The 14,238-nt window shown below is 70.0% G+C and carries 12 protein-coding genes; 6 read left to right on the top strand and 6 right to left on the bottom strand.

Features of this window, described 5'->3' with window-relative positions; genetic code table 11:
- Positions 1 to 63: 63 nt before the first annotated feature.
- Positions 64 to 2,544 carry an endopeptidase La gene (gene lon / locus PPSIR1_RS02250; protein ID WP_006969353.1) on the top strand — a complete coding sequence of 827 codons (2,481 nt, stop codon included), beginning with the start codon at positions 64 to 66 and terminating at the stop codon, positions 2,542 to 2,544.
- A 152-nt stretch (positions 2,545 to 2,696) separates the two neighbouring features.
- Here the strand turns inward: lon and PPSIR1_RS02245 are convergent, their stop codons facing one another.
- Positions 2,697 to 3,119, bottom strand: coding sequence for a GFA family protein (locus tag PPSIR1_RS02245; RefSeq protein ID WP_006969352.1), 423 nt, complete (start codon positions 3,117 to 3,119; stop codon positions 2,697 to 2,699).
- A 203-nt stretch (positions 3,120 to 3,322) separates the two neighbouring features.
- Between PPSIR1_RS02245 and PPSIR1_RS02240 the strand changes: the two genes are divergently transcribed.
- Positions 3,323 to 4,444 carry a hypothetical protein gene (locus PPSIR1_RS02240; protein WP_006969351.1) on the top strand — a complete coding sequence of 374 codons (1,122 nt, stop codon included), beginning with the start codon at positions 3,323 to 3,325 and terminating at the stop codon, positions 4,442 to 4,444.
- 76 nt (positions 4,445 to 4,520) lie between these two features.
- Entirely contained in the window at positions 4,521 to 6,266 is a 1,746-nt protein-coding gene (locus tag PPSIR1_RS41610; protein WP_006969350.1) for a protein kinase domain-containing protein, read from the top strand.
- On the opposite strand, the gene PPSIR1_RS02230 is transcribed toward PPSIR1_RS41610, so the two are convergent.
- Positions 6,263 to 7,012: a hypothetical protein gene (locus tag PPSIR1_RS02230; RefSeq protein WP_006969349.1), complete on the bottom strand. Its 750-nt coding sequence runs from the start codon at positions 7,010 to 7,012 to the stop codon at positions 6,263 to 6,265. The two genes, PPSIR1_RS41610 and PPSIR1_RS02230, sit on opposite strands and share 4 nt — an antisense overlap.
- 371 nt (positions 7,013 to 7,383) lie before the next feature.
- Between PPSIR1_RS02230 and PPSIR1_RS02225 the strand changes: the two genes are divergently transcribed.
- Entirely contained in the window at positions 7,384 to 7,758 is a 375-nt protein-coding gene (locus PPSIR1_RS02225) for a helix-turn-helix transcriptional regulator (protein WP_006969348.1), read from the top strand.
- Positions 7,759 to 7,943: 185 nt separating this feature from the next.
- Here PPSIR1_RS02225 and PPSIR1_RS02220 read toward each other — a convergent pair whose 3' ends face one another.
- The 4 genes from PPSIR1_RS02220 to PPSIR1_RS02205 form a co-directional block, all read right to left on the bottom strand.
- A complete protein-coding gene (locus tag PPSIR1_RS02220) occupies positions 7,944 to 8,975 on the bottom strand; it encodes an SMP-30/gluconolactonase/LRE family protein (protein WP_157595129.1) in 1,032 nt (343 codons plus the stop codon).
- 104 nt (positions 8,976 to 9,079) lie between these two features.
- Entirely contained in the window at positions 9,080 to 9,283 is a 204-nt protein-coding gene (locus PPSIR1_RS02215; RefSeq protein ID WP_006969346.1) for a hypothetical protein, read from the bottom strand.
- Positions 9,284 to 9,403: 120 nt separating this feature from the next.
- The gene (locus tag PPSIR1_RS02210) at positions 9,404 to 10,735 is read right to left on the bottom strand and encodes an amidohydrolase family protein (protein ID WP_053335301.1); all 1,332 of its coding nucleotides are present in this window, start codon (positions 10,733 to 10,735) and stop codon (positions 9,404 to 9,406) included.
- Between the two features lie 2 nt (positions 10,736 to 10,737).
- Positions 10,738 to 12,249, bottom strand: coding sequence for an amidohydrolase (locus PPSIR1_RS02205; RefSeq protein WP_045115226.1), 1,512 nt, complete (start codon positions 12,247 to 12,249; stop codon positions 10,738 to 10,740).
- A 125-nt stretch (positions 12,250 to 12,374) separates the two neighbouring features.
- Between PPSIR1_RS02205 and PPSIR1_RS02200 the strand changes: the two genes are divergently transcribed.
- Entirely contained in the window at positions 12,375 to 13,397 is a 1,023-nt protein-coding gene (locus PPSIR1_RS02200) for a prenyltransferase (protein WP_006969343.1), read from the top strand.
- A 51-nt stretch (positions 13,398 to 13,448) separates the two neighbouring features.
- Complete coding sequence (locus PPSIR1_RS47300; RefSeq protein WP_157595128.1) at positions 13,449 to 14,234, top strand: hypothetical protein; 786 nt, start codon at positions 13,449 to 13,451, stop codon at positions 14,232 to 14,234.
- Positions 14,235 to 14,238: the final 4 nt, after the last annotated feature.

The following is a 14,238-nucleotide window of genomic DNA, read 5'->3' as shown; positions in this document are numbered from 1 at the left end:
CCAGACCCTCAAAACGCTCGCTCGCACTCCAGCGAGAATCGCTTTGCCGCGGCCACCACTGTCATGGCAACCGTCAAAATCCCTCTCCTCCCCCTCCGAGAGCTGATCGTCTTCCCCCACGAGGTCGTCCCCCTGTTCGTGGGTCGCGAGAAGTCGATCAACGCCCTCGAAGAGGCGATGGCCTCCGACCGCCAGATTCTCCTGTGCGCGCAGAAGAAGGCCAAGGTCAACGACCCCAAGCCCGACGGCATCCACAACTTCGGGACCATCGGCACCATCGTCCAGCTCCTCCGCCTGCCCGACGGCACCGTCAAGGTCCTCGTCGAGGGCAAGAGCCGCGCCCGCATCCAGGAGTACCTCGACGCCGAGGACAAGTACTTTTGGGTCGAGGCCGAGATCGTCGAGACGCCCGAGATTGATCCGGAGCAAGAGCCCGAGTTCCAGGCGCTGATGCGCTCGGTCCAGGCCACCTTCGAGAACTACGTCAAGCTCAACAAGCGCGTGCCCCCCGAGCTCGCCGTCAGCGTGCAGAGCATCGACAACCCCTCGCGCCTGGCCGACACCATCGCCGCGCACGTCAACTTCAAGCTCGCCGCCAAGCAAGACCTGCTCGAGACCGAGAACGTCTGGACCCGGCTGGAGACCCTCTACGAGCTGATGCAGAACGAGATCGAGATTCTCCAGGTGGAGAAGAAGATCCGGACGCGCGTCAAGAAGCAGATGGAGAAGAACCAAAAGGAGTACTACCTCAACGAGCAGATGCAGGCGATACAAAAAGAGCTCGGCTCGCAAGACGAGTTCAAGAACGAGCTGCAGGAGCTCGAGGACAAGATTCGCCGCAAGAAGATGACCAAGGAGGCGACCGAGCGCCTCAAGAAGGAGCTGCGCAAGCTCAAGATGATGAGCCCGATGTCCGCGGAGGCGACCGTCGTCCGCAACTACATCGACACCGTGCTCTCCCTCCCCTGGGCCGACAAGACCGGCGACAAGCTCGAGATCAGCGACGCCGAGGTCATCCTCGACGAGGACCACTACGGGCTCGAGAAGCCCAAGGAGCGCATCGTCGAGTACCTCGCCGTGCAGGCGCTGGTGAAGAAGGTCAAGGGCCCGATCCTGTGCCTCGTCGGGCCGCCCGGCGTCGGCAAGACCTCGCTGGCCAAGTCCGTCGCCCGGGCCACCGGCCGCAAGTTCGTGCGCGTGTCCCTGGGCGGCGTGCGGGACGAGGCCGAGATCCGCGGCCACCGGCGCACCTACATCGGCGCGATGCCGGGCAAGATCATCCAGGGCCTGCGCAAGTCCGGCTCGTCGAACCCGGTGTTCCTGCTCGACGAGATCGACAAGATGTCCATGGACTTCCGCGGCGATCCTTCGGCGGCCATGCTCGAGGTCCTCGACCCCGAGCAAAACCAGGCCTTCGTCGACCACTTCCTCGACCTCGACTACGACCTCAGCGACGTGCTCTTCCTGTGCACGGCCAACAGCCTGCACACCATCCCCCTGCCCCTGCAGGACCGCATGGAGATCATCCAGCTGACGGGCTACACCGACGAGGACAAGCTCAAGATCGCCCGCCAGTACCTGCTGCCCAAGCAGCGCGAGCTCAACGGCCTCGACGAGGTCGAGGTCAACTTCAGCGACGGCGCCGTCAAGGAGCTGATCAACTACTACACCAAGGAAGCCGGCGTCCGCTCCCTCGAGCGGGAGATCGCGGCGGTGCTCCGCAAGGTCGCCCGCGACTACGTCAAGGACAACAAGAAGAAGAAGACCTTCAAGGTCGACGCCAAGATCACCCAAAAGTACCTGGGGCCGCGCAAATTCCGGTACCAGCGCGGTGAGGACGAGGATCAGATCGGCATGACCAACGGCCTGGCCGTGACCATCTTCGGCGGCGACCTGCTGCCCGCCGAGGTCACGATCACCCCCGGCAAGGGCAAGGTCACCCTGACCGGCAAGCTCGGCGAGGTCATGCAGGAGTCGGCCCGCGCCGGCCTGACCTACGTCCGCTCGCGCTGCCTGACCTTCGGCCTCGACCCGGACTTCTACGAGCACGTGGACTTCCACATCCACTTCCCCGAGGGCGCCGTGCCCAAGGACGGCCCGAGCGCGGGCGTCACCATGGTCACCTCGGTCGTCTCCGCCCTGCTCGGCGCCCCCGTGCGCAAGGAGGTCGCGATGACCGGCGAGATCAACCTGCGCGGCAAGGTCCTGCCCATCGGCGGCCTCAAGGAGAAGATCCTCGCCGCCTACCGCAGCGACATGAAGATCGTCGTGTGCCCCCAGGACAACGAGAAGGACCTCCACGACGTGCCCAAGAACGTCCTCAAGGCCCTCGACATCCGCTTCGCCAGCACCATCGACGAGGTCTTGCGCTGGGCCATCGCCCCGCTCGACGAGGAGCACCCCAACAAGACCTTCCGCCGCTTCCTCGCCGGGGAGGCGCCGGCCGAGGCGACCGATTGGGTGGAGGCGCGGGAGTACCTCGAGGAGCGCGACCGCAAGAAGAAGCTCGAGAACGAGGGCGCGACCGGCCACGGCCCTCATTGATTTGGACCCCCGCGGGCGTCGGTGGTTGGCGTCCGCGAGCTCCGCTCGCTCCCAGGCTGTAGGGCCTGGGAGGCCTTGCTGCCCCCTAGAAGGGGGCTTTTCGTTGGTTTTGCAGCCGCGTTGGGCTTCGACGTGGGAACCTTCGCTGGTTCTCAGGCGTCGTCGAGCATCGCCATGGCTTCGGCTTCGGTCACCACGGTCCGCTCGCCGGCGAAGGCGTAGCCCTCGGGCTTTTGGTCGTGGAACCACTCGCGGCTCAGCTCGAAGCCGCTGGTGTCTTCGAGGGCGCCCAGGAAGATCGAGGTGAAGCCGCGGTAGGGGCCCTCGGCGGTCAGGCGATAGAACAAGCTGGTCCCGCAGCGCGAGCAAAAGCCCCGCTCGGCGATGGTCGAAGAGTCGTAGGTGCGGATGTGCTCCTCGCCCTGCGTCCAGCTCAGCGAGCGGGTCCCGATAGTCAGCGGCGGGCCGCCCGACCAGCGCAGGCACATGCCGCAGTGACAGGTCGAGAGCTGGTGGTCTCCGAGCTCGGCGTCAAAGCGCACGGCTCCGCACAGGCAAGCTCCGCTGCGTTTCATGGGCCCAGCTTAGGTCCTCGGGCCTGCATCGGCCATTCGAAAGATCGCCGGAATTCGCGGGGCATCGCGCTCGAATCGCCAACTTCGTTTGCAGTTGCGAGCCGCACATCCCCCCAAAAAGTTCGCCCGCGCTCGGCCCAACTCGAGCCCGAGCTGCTACTCCTGGAGGCATGCATTGGACTTCAACTTTGAGCGTAGTCAGCTTGAGCCTGGCCCTGGCCCTGTCGACGACGGCCTGCGGCGGCACCGAGGGCGAGGGCGACGGCGACGATTCGACGGGCGGCGAAGAGCCCGGCGACTCCGGCGAGCAAGACGACGAGGCCTCGAGCTCCGAGGAGTCGAGCGACTCGAGCGAGTCTTCGGACACGAGCGAGTCGAGCACCGACACCAGCGAGGCCGAAGAGTCGTCGACGGACAGCGAAGAGTCGAGCACGACCGGGACGCCGGGCGAGCCCCTGCTCACGGACATGCGCATGTTCGTGTTCGGGCACAGCCTCATCAACCATGAGTTCACCGACGACCCGCCCCCGAGCAACGAGCTGTCCGTGCCCCACTGGCAGTACCTGCTGGCCCAGGAGGCCGGCTACGACTACGCGGCCACCGGGCAGTACGGCTTCCTGCTCCAGCACATCAACTTGCCGCCCATCGCCCAGTGGGGCTTCGACATCGTGCCCGCGCCGTGGGACTCGGACGCCGAGCCCTTCGCCGACGCGGACTTCACCACGGTGATGCTGACCCCGGCGAACTTCGTGCAGTACAAGCCCGCGATCGAGCCCTACGACGGGGAGAACCCCGACGCCCACAGCCCCGTGAGCGCGACGACGACGATCGTCGAGTGGGTCGGGGAGCAAGAGCCCGGGGCGCAGGTCTACATCTACGAGAACTGGCCCGACATGGCCGGCTTCATCGCCAGCTTCCCGCCCACCCCGGGCGAGCTCGCCGGCTACCACGAGCACACCCTCGCGGACTTCCACGACTGGTGGCTCGACTACCAGGACGCGGTGCTGGTCGCAGCCCCCGACGCCAACGTGCGCATGATCCCCGTCGGCCCGATCCTCGCCACGCTGCTGACGGACTCGCCCCTGAGCGCGATCCCGGTCGAGGATCTCTACGAGGACGACGCGCCCCACGGCCGGCCGACCCTCTACTTCCTCGCCGGCCTGATCACGACCACGGCCACCTACGGCGTCCCGGCGCCCGAGGGCTTCGCGGTCCCCGAGCTGGTCCACCCCCTCGTGGCCGAGCACTACGACGAGGTCGTCGCGCGCGTGTGGGACGAGCTCGACGCCTTCACCGACGAGCGCGGCGTGAGCCGCGTGTGGTGAGCGCTCCCTCTCGCTAGCGGGCATTTCAGGGCGCGGGCCCCAGCGCGTCTCTGCTAGGCTGGGGCCCGGAGACCGCGTGCCCCGCGAAGACCCCCACAGCGCAGAAGACCCGCTCCTCGGAGCGGTCCTCGGCAACCGCTACAAAGTCCTCGAGCTCGTCGGCGAGGGCGGCATGGGCCAGGTCTACCGCGGGCAGCACGTCGGCCTCGACCGGCCCGTGGCCATCAAGGTCCTGCGCCACGAGTTCGGCATGGACCGCTCGCTGATCGAGCGCTTCTTGCGAGAGGCCCGGGCCGCGTCGCGCATCGGCCACGAGAACATCGTCGACATCATCGACGTCGGCAACATCCCCGAGGGCGGGGCCTACTTCGTGATGGAGTTCCTCGAGGGCAACGAGCTCGAGGACCTGCTCAACCGCGAGGGCCGCATGCCCTGGGCCCGCGCCCGCGGCATCCTCATCCAGATCGCCCGGGCGCTCGGGGCCGCCCACAAGGTCGGGGTGATCCACCGCGACATGAAGCCCAGCAACGTCGTGCTCGTGCACCGCGACGGCAACCCCGACTACGTCAAGCTGCTCGACTTCGGCATCGCCAAGATCGAGGACGAGGCCGGGCTGACCCAGACGGGCATGGTGTTCGGGACCGTGGCCTACATGTCCCCGGAGCAGGCCATGGCCCAGTCCGTCGACTCCCGGGCCGACATCTACGCCCTCGGCTGCCTGGCCTTCGAGCTGCTCTCGGGCCAGCTGCCCTTCGACGACGTCAACCCCACGCGCATGCTCGACATGCACATCGAGGACCCCGCGCCCAAGCTGCGCGAGGTCTCGCCCCACGCCGGCATCCCGCCCGCGGTCGAGGTCGCCGTGCTCCGGGCCATGGCCAAGGCCGCCGACGACCGCTTCCAGACCATGGCCGCGTTCGCCGACGCCCTCGCGGCCGTCCCGGCGGACTACGAGGTGCCCGGCGCCGGCAAGCGCAAGCGCCCGCCCCGGCCGCAGGTCCGGCGCGCCCCCATCCTCGCCCGCAAGCGGGTCACCAGCGCGCCCATCGACGTGCGCGGGGCCCGGGTGCCCATGCCCCCAGAGCTGACCATGCTCAGCACCCTCTACGTGGCGCTGGCGGCCAGCGACGGCGAACTCGACGGGGCCGAGACCGAGCTCATCGTCGAGCGCGTCCACGAGTGGCGCAGCTCCCTGGCCCGCCGCGACGTCGGCACCCTCTTGCGCCACACCCTCGCCGACTTCCAGGCCATGGCCAAGGCCAGCCCCGACGGGGGCCTCGCCGCCCGCAACAAGCGCGTTAGCGAGGCCTGCGAGGACCTCCAGCGCCTGCTCGAGCGCAAGCAGCTCGCCGCGATCCTGGCCGACCTCTACGAGATCGCCGGCGTCGACGGCCGCGTCCCCGACGAAGAGCTGCGCTTCATCGTCAAGGTCACCAGCTTGCTCGGCCTGACCCCCGACCCGCGCCTGCTCGCCACCGCCTACCTCTACCTCACCCTCAGCCACGCCGACGGCGTCGTCGACCCCGAGGAGGTCAAGGTCGTCCACGAGCAGCTGCGCAGCTGGGCCCCCGAGGCCTCCGAGGCCGAGGTCAAGACCGTGATCCGCTGGGCCCGGGCCGAGTTCGAGCGCCGGCCCAGCGTCGACGAGCAGCTCGCGTGCGCGCAGGAGGCCGCGAACCAGCTGAGCCTCAGCGCCGACCCCGACGCGCTGCGGCGGATCCTGGCGGATCTTTGGCGCATCGCGGGGGCTGACGGGTTCATCGCTGATGAGGAGCAGCGCTTCATCATGGACATGGTGGAGCGCTTTTCGGGGCGGAGTTAGTCGGCCGCGTTCTGCACCCAGCGGACTTCGTCGCAACCATCAAACAGGTAGCGCGTCCCGCTGCGCTCGCCCCAGGCCTCGACCTCGATCTCGACCCAGCCATCCACGATGCACCCGAGCTCCTCGTCGTAGTCGACCGCCCAGGTCGTCGAGGTGTGCACGTCGCCGGTTCCCTCGCCCGGGTCAATCCCCAGGAAGCTCCCCCGCCCCGGCAGCTGCACGGTGATCTGCTGCTCGAGGGTCCCGTGCAGGCGCCCGTCGATGCGCTCGAAGTTGCCGTGCAGTTGGGTCCCGTTGAACGCTTCCCCGTCGTGGGCCCAGTTGGTGTGCAGGTCGACGTCGAGGGTCCCGCCGTCGAGCAAGGCCTCGCCGAACACCCGGCCGGACTCGTCGACGTGGCAGTCGTCGAAGCGGTAGCCGACGCTGGCGGCCCCGGACACGCACAGCGGGTGCAGCACGGGGACGACGCTGGTCGCTTCGACGGGGCTGTCGCCGAGCACGGCGAGGGTGTGCAGCTCGGCGAGCAGGCCGTGCATGGCGAGGATCTTGCGGTGGGTCCCGCGGCGCTCGACGGTGCTGTTGGCGAGGTAGGCGGACTCGCTGATGAGCGAGACGGCCTCGAGCTGGTCGGCCGTGGGAGCGACGCGTTCGCCGTAGTCCAGGGGCGCTTGGCAGGCGGTCAGGGCCAGCGCGGCGGGGAGAGTCAGAGTGACGATCCAGGACTTCGGCGAACGCTCATGCTTCATTGAATAAAGCCTGATCCGAGACGCCATTCGGCGGTACGAGGGTTTCTTCGCGCTTCGTTGGCCAATTGCACCTGGTCGGATGCGCGCACCGAGGGTTTCCAACCAAGGGTGGGGTTCGGGCCAGAACCTCCCGAGCCCCGCGATCTGTGGTGACCATCGGTTACGCCCGGTTCGCGACCACCCCCCATCGGTTCGCCGGCATGCCGAGTGGGCTTTTGGACACCTCGAAAGTCACAAATTCGCGCTCTGCGACCCAACTCTGGGCCAGCCCGCGCGGTCGGGTCCAGCGGAGCGTCGGAGGCCCGTCGGTGGCACTGGTGTCCCTGACGGTTCGGGGGTCGGGGCCGCATTCTGAATTCATCGAGGTCGCCATGAACGTCTCCGCCGCCACCACCTACGAGCTCACCTTCTCCTTCGCCCCCACCTTCAGCCTGCCCTCGAGCCCCTCCCGGGTCGGCCCCACCCCCGCGGGCAGCTTCGTCGACGGCCTCGTCGCCAACCTCGACGCGACCTTCCGCCTCGACGCGGCCCAGCGCGAGCTCGCCAGCTTGCTGCTCTTCGGCCGCAAGCTCGGGGCCATCGCCCGCACCCTCGGCGTCGACTCCCGCGCGGTCCAGGCCCGCTGCAAGGCGCTGTTCGAGGCCACGGGCACCGACGGCCGCGAGGGCCTGTTCGAGCTCGCCGCCAAGCTCACCGCGACCCGTCAGCTCAGCGCGATGTACATGGCTCAGAGCCTCCGCAACTGAGTGCTGTTTTGCCCCCACAAGCGCCTGGGACCGGGGGCGCTTCGTCGCTATCCGCTCCTCCGCTATGGCTTGGTGGGCAATGGGGTTCGTGCCTTCGAGAAGGCTGGTGGTCGCCCCCGCGAGCGGGGGCGTGGACTCGTTTGACAGCCTCTGAGTCGTGGACGTGGGGCAGGGAGGGCGTGGCGTCAGTCGAACAGTGGCGCTCCTCGAACTCCCACGGCGAGACGCATGACCCGCGTACCGAATAGCTCGGTGTAGTAGATCGAACACGGATCGAAGTCCGGCCCGCGACCAAAGGCGAGGCTCGCCGGGCTCTCGAGCTCCCCCGCGACCAGCTCGCCCTCGCCCAGCTCGGTCAGCCCCCCGTCCACGGCCCAGATCTCACCGAAGAGGTTGGCGGCGACGTAGACCCGGTCGTTCTCGTCGACGGCGATGCCGTCGGGGGTCGAGCCCTGACCGATGTGGAGGATCTCGACGCCGGTGCTCTCGTCGGGGAAACCCTCGCCGTCGACGGTGTAGGCCGTCAGCTGGCCCTCGGGGGTGAAGGTCGAGGCGACGTAAAAGCGCTGCCCGTCGGGGCTGTAGGCCATGCCGTTGGGCGAGGGCACGTCCTCGATGATCACCGACACCTCGCCCTCGTCGCTGACCCGGAACACGCGGGTGTCGACGTCGTCGGTGATCAGGGCGCTGCCGTCGGGGGCGATGGCCACGAAGTTGGGGCTGTCGATGCCCGCGGCGAGCTCGCTGACCGCGGCGTCGGGGCTGACCACGTAGACGGCTCCGTCGGGCTCGCCGAACACGCCGAGCGAGGCCACGACGAGGCTCCCGTCAGCGCGGGCGGCCAGGCCGAGGGCGTCGGGCACCGTCGCGTACTCGGCGACCTCGCCGTCCGGCGACACGCTCCAGACCGTCCCGTCGGTGGTCACGTAGAGCTCGCCGTTGGGGCCGAAGGTGATGCCCTCGCTGCCGCCGTCGAAGCCCTCGGCGAGGACCTCGAGCTCGCCGACCGCGAGGTCCTCCCAGCACGCGTTGGGGTCTCCGGTCTCCGTCTCCCCCGTATCGGTCTCGGTGTCCGTCTCGGTGTCCGTCGTGTCCGTCTCGCCGGTGTCCGCCTCGGTCTCGGTCGTGTCCGTCTCGCCCGTCGACCCGACCTCGTCCTCGCCCTCTTCGCTCGTCCCCGGACACGCCGAGAGGACGAGCGCCGCACAACCAGTCACCGCCAAGCGCGAGAGACCCCGCAACCGTCCAAGCTGCGCGTCGACCAGAACCTCGTTTGCCTCGTACACACCGCCTTCTACTCGGGGTGCGCGTCAGGCACAAGCTAGCGCGGCGGGACGAACTCGTCGCAGGCCCCGGACAACCCTTCGATCGCGTCCGCGAAGAAGGTGTCGTAGCTCGACGCGGTGATCTGCCCGACGGCCCCGTGGGTGAACAGGTCGATGAACAGCAGGTGATCGGGGGAGTCGTCCTTGATGATGCCGAGCGTCACGATGTTGCTCTCGATGCCCTGCTTGGCCTCGACCATGGCCTCGAACCAGGTCCCTGGGTGCCCCGGCGAGTGCTCGCTCTCTCGCGCGATCTTGCCGACCGCCGACCTCGGCGTGGCCGCGTCGGCGACCCTGGGCCGCGGACCCTGGCGCGTCGCTCAGGGCGCGAAGCCGTCGAGCTCGCGGTAGCGCTCGCGCAGCTGGGTCTGGCGCGAGCGCATGTCCAGGGCCTCGCCGCGGACGTAGACCTGCTCGGCCCAGGTCGAGAACTCGAAGGGATCCTCGCCGTCCCACACGACCACGCTGGCGACCTTGCCCACGGCGATGGTCCCGTAGTCGTCGTCGAGTCCGTAGGCCTTGGCCACGTTGAGGGTCACGGCGCTCAGGGCCGCCTTGGCGTCGAGGCCGTTGGCCACGGCGATGCCCGCCTCCTGGGTCAGGTTGCGGACGTTGTGGGTGTCGAACACGGCCAGCGCGACGGTCACGCCCGCGGCCTGCAAGAGCGCGGCGTTGTCCATGCGCGAGCCGAGGCCGTCGAGGCTGCCCGGGAGGTTGCGGGTCGGCTGGACGACGACGTGGACCTTGGCGGCGGCGAGCTCTTCCTTGACCTTCCAGCCCTCGGCCGCGCCGAGGATCGTCAGCTCGACGCCCAGCTCCCCGGCGAGCTCGACGAGCGCGAGCAGATCGCTGGCCCGGTTGGCGCGCACGACCAGGGGCACCTCATCGTCGAGCACGGGCCACAGCGCCTCGAGATCGGCCGGGTGCCCAGCGAGCTCGCGGGCGGCCCCGCGGTCGAAGTTGCGCTCGTTCTCGCGCAGCCACTGGGCGTCCTCGAAGGCCCGGCGCAGCTCGGCGAGGGTCGCCGCCCGCGAGCCCTGCACCGCCCGGCCGCCGTTGGCGACCACGGCCACGGAGCGCTCGGCGACGATGCGCCGGTGGTCGTTGGGCAGCAGGTCGATCCACGCGACCGAGCCCGAGATCAGCCCGCCCCGGGGGGCGACGGCGGCCGTGGTGATGCCCTCGATGGCCTGCACGGCGATCAGCGAGGAGTCGGCGTTGACCGCTGGGCCCGGGTCGTAGCTGGCGCGGATCGGGCTCTCGTCCTGGCGCGCCTCGTCGTGGGTGCTGTCTTCGAGGCCGATCTCGACCAGGCCCAGGGCCGTGTCCGCCGCGATCAGCCCGGGCGTGAGGGTCTTGCCGCCCAGGTCGACCACCGTGGCCCCGGGGGCGTCGGCCGCCCCGAGGGTTCCGGGCTGGACCTTGGCGATCTTGCCGTCCTCGATGAGCACGGAGCCGTCGTCGATCACCGTCCCGTCTCCGACGTGGATCTTGGCGTGGATCAGCAAGGTCGCGGGCGCGGCCTGGGGCTCGCTCGCGTCCGGGTTGTCGGCGACAGGCGGCGCGGCCTGAACGGCCGAGAGGAAGGGCGGCGCGAAGGCCAGGGCCGAGGCCAGCACGACCAGCGAGAGGCGAAGTGCGGGGCGGGTCATGGTCAGGGTGCCTCCTGCAGGTCGTCGCGCAGGCCGAGGTCGAAGTCGCTGCGCGGGCGGCCGGTCTCGCCCTCGCGCTCGTAGACGAGCTCCCCGTCGACGAACACGACCTGGGCGCGGGTGTAGACCGAGAAGGGGTCGCCGCTCCACACGACGACGTCGGCGTCCTTGCCGGGCTCGAGGCTGCCGGTCACGTCGTCGACGCCCAGGGCCCAGGCCGCGTTGATGGTGATCCACTCGAGGGCCTGCTCGGGGGTGACCTCGATGCCTGCCTTCCGCCCGGCGAACATCGCCTTGGCGGCCTCTTGGTTGAGGCGCTGGATGCCCTCGGCGGAGTCGGAGTGGATGATCGCCCGGCCCCCGGCCTGGGTGAACAGGGCCGCGTTCTCGCGCACGCCGTCGTAGGCCTCGGCCTTGAAGCCCCACCAGTCCGCCCAGATCGACACCGAGGTCTCGGCGGCGGCGAGGCGGTCGGCGATCTTGTAGGCCTCGACGGCGTGGTGGAAGCTGCGGATCGAGAAGCCAAAGCTGGCCGCGAGCTCGAGCATCAGCGACATCTCGTCGGCGCGGTAGCAGTGCATGTGCACGAGGATGTCGCCGTCGAGGACCCCGACGAGGGTGTCCATGCCGAAGTCCCGGGGCGGCGGCTGGGGCTGCTCGCGGTACTCCCTGCGGCCGCCTCCGCCTCCGCCCTCGCCATCTTCGCTGGACCGAGACGGGCGCGGGCGCCGGTCCGACTCGGTCTCCCACATCGCCAGGGCGCGCTCGTAGCTGTCCCAGCTGCGCTGGTACTCCACGGCCTCCTGGAAGGCCTTGCGGTAGCCCGCGACGTTGCCCATGCGCGTGGTCGGGCCGCCCTTTTCGCCGTAGACCCGCTTGGGGTTCTCGCCGCAGGCCATCTTGAGCCCGGCCGGCGCGGCGGCGAAGCGCATGTCCTCGGCCGAGCGCGAGTTGGGCCGGAGCTTGACGGTGAAGGTCCGCCCGCCGATGAGGTTGGCGGAGCCCGGAAGGATCTGCGCGACCGTCACCCCGCCCGCGATGGCGTGGTTGATCTGCGGGTCCTGAGGCCAAAAGCCCTCCTCGGCCCGGACGTAGGGGGTCACCGGGCTGGCGACCTCGTTGCCGTCGCCGTGGGCCCGAAAGCCCGGCGAGGCGTAGACGCCCATGTGCGAGTGGGTGTCGATGATGCCCGGGGTGATCACGGCGCTGGCGTCGAGCTCGATCACCTCGGCGTCCTCGGGCACCTCGACCGCGTCGGCGGGCCCGACCGCGGCGATGTCCGCCCCGCGGATGAGCACGGCCCCCGGCGCGAAGGTTTGACCCGTCGCGGTCAGCACCGTTCCCCCGCGCAGCAAGATCGCGGCGCCCTCGGTGGGCGCGGGCGGGGGGCTCTCGGCGTCTCCCGCGGTCTCCCCGGTGCCATCGGGGACCTCGGTCTGCGTGGGCTTGTCGCAGGCGAGGGCGCCCGAGGCGAGGCACGCGAGCAGGGCCACCTTCATCGATGAGGTGCGCATGGCGGGCACGCTACGCCCCGGTGACTGGCTCCCGCAAGGGTTGTTTGGCCCGTACACCCCCGCCCAGGCCGCCCACCGAGCGCCAGCTCCGAGACGCGCCCGCCCGGCTCTGCTACGGTCTCGCCGTGCAGCCGGATCCCGAGGCCGAGAGCCAGGCCGAGACCAGCCCCGAGGAGGCCCCAGCAGACCCATCGCCCCAGGGCGGCCGCGGGCGCAGCTGGATGTCCCGCTGGCTCTACGCGGCGAAGGTCGACAGCTGGCCCAAGCTCCTGGTGCCGTGCCTCTTTGGCCAGGCCCTGGGAGTCTCCGCCGCCGGCGCCCTCGACTGGAGCGCCCTCGCGCTGGGCCTGGGCTTCACCCTCTTCGACCTCTTGTTCGTGGTCTTCCTCAACGACTGGGGCGACCGCCGGGTCGATCGCATCAAGCGACAGATGTTCCCGGACGGCTGCTCGCCCAAGACCATCCCCGACGGGATCCTGCCCGCGCGCGCCCTGCTGATCGCCGGGCTCATCGCGGGCGTGGGCGCCCTGGGCCTGGCCGCCCTCGGCCAGTTCGCCATGGCCCGCCCGAGCCTGCTGCCCGCGGCCGCCGGGCTGTTGCTGATCTTTGTCGCCTACACCCTGCCCCCGGTGCGCCTGAACTACCGCGGCGGCGGCGAGTGGCTCGAGCTCGTCGGCGTCGGCGTGGGCCTGCCGCTCTTTCACCTCTACCTGCAAAGCGGCGAGCTGTGGACCCGCGAGCTGCTGATGCTCCCCGGCTTCGCGCTCTTGGCCCTGTGCAGCGCCGTCGCCAGCGGCATGGCCGACGAGCAGAGCGACCGCCGCGGGGGCAAGCGGACCTACGTCAGCGAGTACGGCAACCGGGCCGCGCGGGCCCTGGTCGAGCGCGTGATGCTGTTCGCGGCGCTGCTGTGGGCGGTGTCGATCCGCCTGGCCCACGTCGTGCCCGCGCCGATCGGCGCCCTCGCCCTCGTCGTCGTGCTGGTCAACTGGAGGCGCCTGCGCAAGCTCAGCCCCCAGGCGACCACCAACGCCTTCGAAGCGCAGCGCCTCTACAAGCACTACCTGCACCAGGCGCAGTGGCGCAGCGCGATGATCCTCGTCGTGGTCATCGTCGGGCTGACCTTGCTGGGGTGGGACGGTCAATGACCACGCTCTTGGCCCGGTCGAGCGCCGCGACCCCGGCCTGGCGCGACCCCCATGCGCCGTGGCGCCCCCGAGTGTCCGCGGTCCAGGGCCGACTCGAGCGCGAGGCCGGCTCGCCCCGGAGCCTCGACCCGCGCCGCGAGCGGGCCACCGAGCTCGCCGCCCTGGTCGCCGCGACCTTCGAGGCCGACAGCCTCCCGGACGCGCGCAGGGCCCCGGCCGCCCTCGTCGCGGCCCTCGCCACGGGCCTGGCCGACCTCGCCGAGGCCCCAGCTCGACGCCTTCCCGGGCAACCTGTTTTGGGACCTCGACCTCATCGCCGCCGACGTACTCCGCCAGGGCCTCGAGTCCGCGGGCGGGCCGGACGGGGCCGCCGCCCTGGCCCTCGTCGAGGACCGCTTCGCCCGCATGGTCCGTCTCCAGGCCCTCTACGGCCGCGGCACCGCCATCAACTTCACCTACGTGCACGACTTCGTCTACGGCTTCGACTGGGCCAAGTGGGTGCGCCGCGAGCCCAGCGTGCAGCGGGACGTGCCCGGGCCGTTCAGCGCCGAGTTTTTGGGCTACATGGAGCGCCGCGGCCACGAGCTGCTCGAGCTCATCGCCGCCGACGACGGCAAGTACCCGACCCTCGCCGCTGGCGTGCCGCGCAACCCCTTCCCCTTCTCCCGCGAGCCCGCGGCCGAGGTCGAGCTGCACGCCGAGCTGGCCCGCCGCGACCTCATCCCCGTGCCCACCTGGGACGCTGGCGCCATCGCCATCGACTGGGACCAGCGCTGGCGCGAGCCCTTCCAAGATCGCCGCGTCGAGGTCGCGGGCGAGCTGGGGCTGCTGTCCTAATCCA

It is taken from the genome of Plesiocystis pacifica SIR-1 (assembly GCF_000170895.1).
In the GTDB taxonomy this organism is placed as follows: Bacteria; Myxococcota_A; Polyangia; order Nannocystales; family Nannocystaceae; genus Plesiocystis; species Plesiocystis pacifica.
Note: the sequence above shows the minus strand (reverse complement) of the source record. Positions and strands in the feature narration are given on the sequence as shown.